The 8843-nt window shown below is 70.4% G+C and carries 7 protein-coding genes; 1 reads left to right on the top strand and 6 read right to left on the bottom strand.

Annotated features, from left to right (window positions below; translation table 11 throughout):
* Positions 1–31: 31 nt before the first annotated feature.
* From arc to KILIM_RS02695, 4 genes are all read right to left on the bottom strand, one after another.
* Positions 32–1810: a proteasome ATPase gene (gene arc / locus KILIM_RS02710; RefSeq protein WP_006591079.1), complete on the bottom strand. Its 1779-nt coding sequence runs from the start codon at positions 1808–1810 to the stop codon at positions 32–34.
* Positions 1807–2892 (bottom strand): tRNA (adenine-N1)-methyltransferase, encoded by a 1086-nt coding sequence (locus KILIM_RS02705; protein ID WP_006591078.1) that lies wholly within the window; start codon positions 2890–2892, stop codon positions 1807–1809. The genes arc and KILIM_RS02705 overlap by 4 nt, the downstream gene beginning before the upstream one ends.
* A 25-nt stretch (positions 2893–2917) precedes the next feature.
* A complete protein-coding gene (locus KILIM_RS02700; protein ID WP_051988600.1) occupies positions 2918–4093 on the bottom strand; it encodes a site-2 protease family protein in 1176 nt (391 codons plus the stop codon).
* Between the two features lie 190 nt (positions 4094–4283).
* Entirely contained in the window at positions 4284–4817 is a 534-nt protein-coding gene (locus KILIM_RS02695) for a hypothetical protein (protein ID WP_006591076.1), read from the bottom strand.
* Positions 4818–4955: 138 nt separating this feature from the next.
* On the opposite strand from KILIM_RS02695, the gene KILIM_RS02690 reads away from it, so the two are divergent.
* A complete protein-coding gene (locus tag KILIM_RS02690) occupies positions 4956–5768 on the top strand; it encodes a RecB family exonuclease (protein ID WP_051988599.1) in 813 nt (270 codons plus the stop codon).
* 40 nt (positions 5769–5808) lie between these two features.
* Here the strand turns inward: KILIM_RS02690 and KILIM_RS02685 are convergent, their stop codons facing one another.
* Both KILIM_RS02685 and KILIM_RS02680 read right to left on the bottom strand, forming a co-directional pair.
* Entirely contained in the window at positions 5809–8061 is a 2253-nt protein-coding gene (locus KILIM_RS02685) for a hypothetical protein (protein WP_040561917.1), read from the bottom strand.
* The gene (locus tag KILIM_RS02680) at positions 8058–8696 is read right to left on the bottom strand and encodes an ABC transporter ATP-binding protein (protein ID WP_217997032.1); all 639 of its coding nucleotides are present in this window, start codon (positions 8694–8696) and stop codon (positions 8058–8060) included. The genes KILIM_RS02685 and KILIM_RS02680 overlap by 4 nt, the downstream gene beginning before the upstream one ends.
* Positions 8697–8843: the final 147 nt, after the last annotated feature.

The following is an 8843-nucleotide window of genomic DNA, read 5'->3' as shown; positions in this document are numbered from 1 at the left end:
GACCCCACCGTCTGAGCAGGTCGAGCGGCGGCTACAGGTAGGTGCCGCTGGGCTCGACGTCCGCGATGCCACGGCGTTCACCGGCTGCCTGGCCGGGGTCGCCGGGACCGGCGTCGGGGTGCACGCGGCGGATGCCGACGACCCGCTGGCCGCGACGCCCGGAGATGCGGGCCCACTCCTCCGGGCTGCTGGTGCCGGGCATGTCTTCGTTCTCGGCGAACTCGGCGACGCACGCCTCCAGCAGGTGCCGGGTGCGCAGGCCGCGTTCACCGGTGGCCAGCAGGTCCTTGATGGCCGAGCGCTTGGCGCGGTCGACAACATTCTGGATCATCGCGCCGGAGGCGAAGTCCGCGTAGTGCAGCACCTCCCGCTCACCGTCGGCGTAGCTGACCTCGAGGAAGCGGTTGTGTACCCCGCGGTCATACATGCGGGCGACGGTGGCCTGCGTCATCGCGTGCACGGCACGGGCGGGGTCGCCGTCGGCGGCGGCCAGTTCGTCGGCGTGCAGCGGCAGGTCGGCGGTGAGGTACTTGCCGAAGATGTCGCGGGCCGAGCCCTCGTCGGGGCGCTCGATCTTGATCTTGGCGTCGAGCCGCCCGGGCCGCAGGATCGCAGGGTCGATCATGTCTTCGCGGTTGCTGGCGCCGATGACGATGACGTTGTCGAGCCGTTCGACGCCGTCGATCTCGGCGAGCAGCTGCGGCACGATCGTCGTCTCCACATCGCTGGACAGCCCCGAGCCGCGGGTGCGGAACAGGCTGTCCATCTCGTCGAAGAACACGACGACGGGCGCGCCGGAGGACGCGTGCTCGCGGGCCCGGGCGAAGATCAACCGGATCTGCCGCTCGGTCTCGCCGACGTACTTGTTCAGCAGCTCGGGGCCCTTGATGTTGAGGAAGTAGCTGGTGGAGTCGCTGCGGCCCTCCAGTTGAGCGCTCTGACGAGCCAGCGACGCGGCGACGGCCTTGGCGATGAGCGTCTTACCGCAGCCGGGCGGCCCGTAGAGCAGCACGCCCTTGGGTGGGCGCAGCGAGTGCTCGCGGAACAGCTCGGGATGCAGGTACGGCAACTCGACGGAGTCGCGGATCTGCTCGATCTGCCCGGCCAGACCCCCGATGTCGTCGTAGGAGATGTCGGGCACCTCCTCGAGCACGAGGTCTTCGACTTCGGCCTTGGGGATGACCTCGTAGGCGAAGCCGGTGCGGGTCTCCAGCAGCACACTGTCGCCTTGGCGCAGGGCGGCGCCGAGTAGCGGCTCGGCGCGGCGCACCACCCGCTGCTCCTCGCCGTGCACCACGACGACGAGGCGTTCGTCGTCGAGCGTCTCGTGCACGACCACAACTTGCCCATGCCGCTCGTAGCCTGCGACGTCGACGACCGCAAGGGCCTCGTTGAGGCGCACGTCGCGGCCGGTCTTCAGGTCGGCAACGTCGATGACGGGGCTGACCTGCACCCGCATCCGGCGTCCGGAAGCCAGCACGTCGACGGTGCCGTCGTCGTGCACGCACAGGAGCACGCCGTACGACGAGGGCGGGGTGGCCAGCGCCTCGACCTGCTGCTTGAGCGTGACGAGTTGCTCGCGGGCGGCCTCCAGGGTGCGCACGAGGCCGTCGTTGCGGCGACTGAGCGACTCGACCTGGGCCCGCAACCCGGCCGGGCCGACGGGCGGTGCACTGCGTGGTGTGCCGGTCGCTCCGGTGGGGCTCGGGGTGCTCGCGCTCGGGGTGCTCGGGGTCGGGGTGCTCGGCGGCGGCGCACTTGCCGCCTGTGTTGCGGGCCGGCTGGGCTGCCCGTGCGATTCGGTGCTCATGACTCGCTCTCCTGCGTCGCCCCGGTGTCCGCGCTGCCCTGCGCCGGCTCAACCAGTCCGGCCGCCCGCTCCGACTTGGTGTCGGCGCCAGCCCGGCGGGCCTGGGCGCTGCGGGCCAGGCGGCGCAGCTTCTTGTCGGAGGCGACCCGCTCGCCGACCTCTTCGGCCTCCCACTGCTCGCTGGCGCTGCCGGTGTCGGTGTCGTAGGCGCCCTTGGCCGGTCGGCGTTTGCGCAGCGGCGGGGTGACGCCGGGGGCGAGGCGGCGGGTGGTGATGAGGAAGCCGGTGTGCCCGTGCATGCGGTGTTCGGGTCGCACGGCGAGGCCTTCGAGGTGCCAGCCGCGCACGAGCGACTCCCAGGCCTGCGGTTCGGTGTAGCCGCCGTGGGCGCGCATCGCTTCGGCGACCCGGGAGAGTTGCGTGGCGGTGGCGACGTAACAGATGAGCACGCCGCCGGGGGCCAGGGCGTCGGCGACGACATCGAGGCATTCCCAGGGGGCGAGCATGTCGAGCACGACCCGGTCGATGCTGCCGTCGCGCACCGCCAGGGGGAGCGTGCCGACGAGGTCTCCGACGGTCACCTTCCACGCCGGGTGCGGGCCGTCGAAGAAGTCCTCGACGTTACCGCGGGCGATCTCGGCGAATTCGCCGCGCCGCTCGAAGGAGTGCACCAGTCCGGCGTCACCCACCGCGCGCAGCAGCGACATGGACAGCGCCCCGGAGCCCACGCCGGCCTCGACGACGCGGGCGCCGGGAAAGATGTCGGCCATCGCGACGATCTGCCCGGAGTCCTTGGGGTAGACGACGGCTGCGCCGCGCGGCATCGACATCACGTAGTCGGCGAGCAGCGGCCGCAGTGCGAGATATTCGACGCCGGCCGTGTTGGTCACCGTCGACCCGTCGGGGCTGCCGATGAGGTCGTCGTGGCGCAGGCTGCCGCGGTGCGTGAAGAACTGTTTGCCGGGTTCGAGCGTGATCGTGTGCATCCGCCCCTTGGGGTCGGTCAGTTGGATCCGCTCGCCGGCCAGAAAGTGACCTCGGCGCCGATGGGCGCCGGTGGGTCCGTCGCTCAGGTCTGTCATGATGCCCGCCAGTCTAGATCCGTGCTCACGGCGCCTTCTTCGCACCGGTGGCAATGTCGCTGACGGTGCCGCCGTCGAGCGCGCCCCAGGGGGCCCCACCGGGTTCGCGCAGCAGCAGCAACGGGAGGCGGTGCTCGACGAGGGCGTCGATCGCGGAGCTCAGGTCGGCGGACCGTTCCGACAGATCCAGCACCCACGCGGGGGGCATGAGCCGCAGGCACGACTCGGCGGCGGCATGCTCGTAGCCGGACTTCACCGCCTCCCCGACGGCCTCGCCATCGAGGATGCCCAAGGGGGTGCCGTCGTCGTCGACGATGGCCACGACGACGCCCCGCTGCGCGAGTTCGGCCGGTACCCGCGGAATGTCGGTCAGGGGCGCGGACCGGGCCATGGTGACAACGGGGTGGGTCACGGTGCGCACGTCGAGGCGGGCCAGCCGGCCGCGCAGTCTGCCGGTGGTGATCGCCTGCCCGGCGCCGAACCAGAGGAAGGCGCCGATGAGCGCGATCCACGCGATGGTGAAAAGGCTCGGGTAGCTGCCCTCCAACAGGGGTCTGACGGCAAACCAGAAGACGACGGCCAGGGTGACGATCCGCCCGGACCAGCCGGCGGCGATGAGCCCCAGGTGGCGTTGCCCGGTGATGCGCCAGACGAGGGCGTCGAGCAGGAAGCCCCCGTCCAGCGGCAGCCCGGGCAGCAAGTTGAAGAGGGCGACGAAGCCGTTGGTCCAGGCGACGGCTGCGATGAGGAGCCCTAGCACGTCGCCGCGCACGTACGGCAGCATCTGCCAGCCGAGCAGACAGAGCGCGAAGTTGGCCATCGGGCCCGCGAAGGCGACGAGGGCACTGCGACCGGGGGTGGCGCGGGCGGCGTCGTAAGCGGTGTGCCCGCCCATGAGGTCGGCGGCGATGCGGTGCACCCGGTAACCGCACCCGAGTGCCGTCAGAGCGTGCGCCGCCTCGTGCACCAGCACGCTGACCAGCAGCAACGCCGCGTAGCCGAGGGCGAGTACGTACGCCCACACGCCGAGCCCGGGCAGGGTGCGGGCGATCTGAGGGCCGAAGACGGCGACCATGAAGAGGGCGATGACGACCCAGCCGCCACCGATGTAGACCGGGATGCCGCGCAGGGAGCCGACGCGCCACCCCGAACCGGAGCCGTCGTCCGCGTGGGCGGTCGGCGTGGGCTGGGTCGAGGACATGCGCAGCACGCTACGTCACACCCCTGACAACCTGGAGCGCCCGCTCCGGTGTCGCCTCACCTACCGAACCGGCGGTGGCGAGCTTGCCCCCGGAAGGCCTACCATGGGGGAGCCTGGCGCGTTGAGCCCCAGGAAGTGGGCCCGGTAGCCGTCCGGACGGTCGGTGAGCCGGGCTTCGCGCTGTGCGGCCTCAGAGCTGCCGGACACTAGCCACTAGGGGCTGCACGCGGCGTCTCCATTGCTCGCCTCTGGCCCAACTCCAGGCAATGGCATCGGGGATCGCCAAGAGGACGTCGTGCTCGGCGCGGCGATGCTGGTACTGGAGGACATCTCGGCATCCGGCGGCGCGGGTGATCTCGATCAGCCGCTGGCGTTCCCATCCTACAAGCGAGTCGTCTTGTTCGATGAACAGGAAGCGATGACCGGCGCCTGCCGCGTCGAGGACCACCGCCTGAAGACATGCCTGCCGCGCCTCGCGCTCGTTTCGGCTGGCCCGTCCTGCGTTGTAGACGGTCGCGGTGGCTCCCGAGGCAGTGATGGCGTGGAGGATCGCGCCCCGCCGGGCGTTGCTTTCTCGCTTCATGTGCAGCCGTCGCTGGCCAGGCATGACAAGGGCCTTCAACAAGCGCCGAGCCTTCGCGAGATCATCAGGAGCAAGGACGGCCGCGACGAGCAAGTAGTCCCTTGCCTTGGACTCGTCGACGTAGACGTGACCGCCGCTCATGTGCCTCGCTCGTTCGGGGCGGCTGGTAGCGAAGGTGTGGTCGGGGACATGTCTCGCACGCTACGTCCATGAGCCGACAAGGTTCGCTCGCGGCGCGGGAGGAGGACGTTGTCGGCGGTCGGGTCTAAGGTGCCGAGCATGGTTGCTGCACTGTCTCCGAGCCGCGCGTCGGACTTCATGCAGTGCCCGCTGCTGTACCGCTTTCGCGTGCTCGACAAGCTGCCGGAGTCGGCGACCCCGGCGATGGCTCGCGGCACGTTGGTGCACGCGGTGTTGGAGCGGTTGTTCGATCTGCCGGCCAGGCAGCGGACGAGGGAAGCTGCCGGTGGCTTGCTGCCGGGCCAGTGGGAGCGGATGCTCACCGAGCGTCCAGAGCTGGCGGAGCTCGTCGACGACAGCGATCCGGTGCGCTTGCAAGTCTGGTACGACGAGGCGCTCCGTCTCATCGAGCGTTGGTTCACTCTGGAGGATCCGACCCGGCTGGAGCCGGCCGAGCGGGAGCTGTACGTCGAGACCGAGGTCGACGGCCTCACGTTGCGCGGCTACGTCGACCGGCTCGATGTCGCTCCCGACGGCCGGATGCGGGTCGTGGACTACAAAACGGGCCGGGCCCCAGGAGAGAGCTTCGAGGCCAAGGCGCTGTTCCAGATGAAGTTCTACGCGCTCGTCCTGTGGCGCCTACACGGCCGTGTGCCGACCCGACTACAGCTCGTCTATCTGGGCAACGCCGAGGTCGTCGCGTACGAACCCGCAGAGGCCGACCTGCTGGCCGTCGAGCGCAAACTCAAGGCCCTCTGGCTGGCCATCGACCGCGCCACCACCACCGGGGACTTCCGCCCCAAGCCCGGCCGCCTGTGCAATTGGTGCCAACACCAGACCCTCTGTCCCGCCTTCGGCGGCACTCCCCCAGCGCTACCAGACATGGCCGCCCGGCCGCTGGATGCCGGGTAGCGGCGAAACCAGAGCAACCTGCCACAGCGAATCGCGTCCGCTACTCCTCCGCGAGGTCGTCGACCGTGAACTTGCCGTGGGTCAGGACCATCGCACCACCTGCCGCGGTGACGGCGGCGAGCACGGCAGTGAGGGCGACCGCGCGGCCGACCGTGCCGCTGAGGAGGTACGACGGACCCCAGTAGCCGGTGTAGAACCAACTCACACCGAGGGTGAACGGCACGGCTAAAGCCAACGCGGTCATGGTCGGCACCCCCACCTGAGACAGTGCGGTGTGGCGCAGGGCGCGGCGGGGAATGCCGAGTGCCTGTTGCGCGGCGCGCGTTCCCCGGGTGCGCCAGCGTAGGTCCAGCATGATCAGGGCGGCCGCCAGTGCGGTGAGGATGGCCGCCATGCCGATGCCGGCGCGGAAGACCGCCGAGTACTGCAGATGCTGAGTCAACGCCTCCGGGCTCGCGTACGCCGTGTGCGGCAGCGAGCGGGGTGCGACAGCATGGATGCCCGCGACGAGGTTCTCGTAGCTGCCGTCCAGCGCTGACGTCTGAAACACGACGAACGCCGAAGACGCGTGCGCGACCCACGGAGCGTCCTGCGGCGGCAGCAGCACTCCGTTGCCAGGTGCCTCGTAACGCTCGGCCGGGGTCGGCACCGTCACCCTGGTCCCGTCGTGGAGTCGAACGATGATGGGTGTCCCTGCGGGCTGGATGGTCGTGTCGTAGTCCATCGCGAACTGCTGGGGGCGACCGGTACAGCCCTCGATCCCCGGCATCCCGACCATGTGCGCTTGCACGTCCGGACAGGTGGCCACCGTGATCCACGGCCCGTTTTCCACAGTCATGGGTAGGCCCGGACCGATAGAAGGTGACGCGCTGTCCCCGATGACATACACCACCCGTGCATGTGCCGGAAGGTCGAGCAGCGCCAGACGGGTTTCCGGAGCGAGTTCGTTGAGGTCCACCTGAACGCTCACCCTGGACAGGTCGCCCACGCCGTCGACGTACATACCCTTGAGTACCGCCTCGCTGGCTCCGGCAAGGAGCACGATGAGGGCCATGGCCGCGGCCATCGGGGACATCGCCACGGCGTGCGCACCGGCGAGCCGCGCTCCCAGGCGAGTCCCCGGTGAGCAGGGCAGTCGCGCGACCCATCCGGCGACCCCCGCAATGGCCCCGGGCAGCAGGAGCGCCAATCCGAGCGCGCCTACCAGGAGGCACGCGAGCACCGTCGGGATGTAGCCGCCCTCGGGCAGCACCCGCGGCTCGACGTCGCTCGCGGCTGCCCACGCGACACAGGCGATCGCCACGGTCGCCGCGGGCACGAAGAGGGTCAGGCCAACGGCTGTGCGCCATCGCCGAGGTGAGGCGTCGCGCCAGGCATCGGAGACCCCGCCCGACATCACCAGGTGCGCCAGGCGGGTCGCCAGACAGGTGAAGACGACGACCACCAGTATGGCCGCCCACCACGGCAGCTGCGCGTCGGCCGGAAACCAGGCCAGGCCCAACACCCCGGAACCGGCGATGACCGGCTGAAACGCGGCGTAGGCCACGACACCGCTCGTGGCTCCGATCGCCGAGACCACCCCCATCTCCACGGCGAAGAGGCGCGCTCCCCGGCGCGGCCCTACTCCGATGAGGTGCAGGGCGGCGCTGCGTTGGGCGCGCCAGCGCAGGCTGAGCCGCATGACGACGAGGAGGAAGAGCACCAACGGAAGGGCGACGACGACGACAAGTTGCACGACCAACGGCACCGACAGGATGGAGCCGCGCGCTCGCGGGTCACCGAAGCCGGTCACGACGATGTCTGAGCCGGCCGGCCCGGCGTAGACCTCGTAGGAGAGCAACTCGCCAGGAGCGGTGAGCCCCGCGTCGCCGACCACCCCCGGGGCGAGCGGCCCGGTGAGACGCCCGGCATCCGAGCGGCCCGCCAGTGTCCGAGCGAGCTCGGGTGACAGGAGCGTCTGACCCGCCGCGGGCCAGGCATCCAGCCCGGGTGGGCGCGGATCAGCCACGCCCGGACCGGCCACGTACATCCGCGTCCACGCCCTCCCCTCGAAGAGCTCGATCGAGGAGGTGATGCGCATCCCGTGCGTACCGGGTTGCCCCACGGGGGTGCGAGCCACGAGTCGTGAGTCGGCCGCTTCCAGCGCCCTCGGGACGGCGGTCACCAGCAACGCACAGAACACGGCGACGGCCACGCCGACAACGGTCAACAACGTCCCGGTACGTCCGCGCCGGTCGCCGCGCCACAGCAGCCGCCACACCAATCCCGCGTCCCGGGCGAACCGACGGATCATTGCGGGCCGGTCGATGCACGCTCGGAGGCGCTGGAGACATCGTCGGCGGCGACCACACCATCGGCCATGGTGAGGCGCCGATCGCACAGGTCGGCCCACTGCGCGTCGTGCGTCACCATCACGAGCGCCGCGGATTCGTGAGCGCACTGCTGCAGCAGCATGTCGACGACGAAGCGGCCGTTCCGTTCGTCCAGGGCGCCGGTGGGTTCGTCGGCGAAAACGACCGCCGGGCGGCCGACCACGGCCCGCGCAACCGCGGCTCGCTGGCGCTGCCCCCCAGAGACCCGATCGGGTCGCCTCCCTGCGCAGTCGCTCAGGTCGAGGCGCTCGACCAGTTCGGCCGCCCGCCGCGCGCACTCCCGTCGAGGCTCGCCGCGCATTTCCAGTGGCAGGGCGATGTTCTCAAGCAGGGACAGCTCCCCAAGCAGCTCGGCGCGCTGGAACACGAAACCGAATCGCTCGAGACGGAGTCGGGCACGATCTTCCTCCGACATCGCCGCGAGCGACGCGCCGTCGAAGGTGACCTCGCCGGCGGTCGGCGTCCGCAAGCCGGCCAAGCAGTGCAGGAGGCTGGTCTTGCCAGCCCCCGAGCGGCCCACGACGGCGATCGCACCACCCTCGAACACGGCGTCCACACCCCGCAAAATGGGAGTGCCACCGAGAGTCAGCTGCAGATCACGACAGGCCAGCATGCGGCCCAAGATCTGAACTGGCGATCACCAGATCCCCTCTCGACAGGTGCAGGCGCACGTCGCCTCCAGCTCCCAATCCTGAGCTTCGCA

Origin of the sequence: Kineosphaera limosa NBRC 100340, from assembly GCF_000298215.1 — a bacterium.
Lineage (GTDB): Bacteria > Actinomycetota > Actinomycetes > Actinomycetales > Dermatophilaceae > Kineosphaera > Kineosphaera limosa.
The sequence above is the reverse complement of the archived record's forward strand: the minus strand, read 5'-3'. Positions and strand labels throughout refer to the sequence as shown.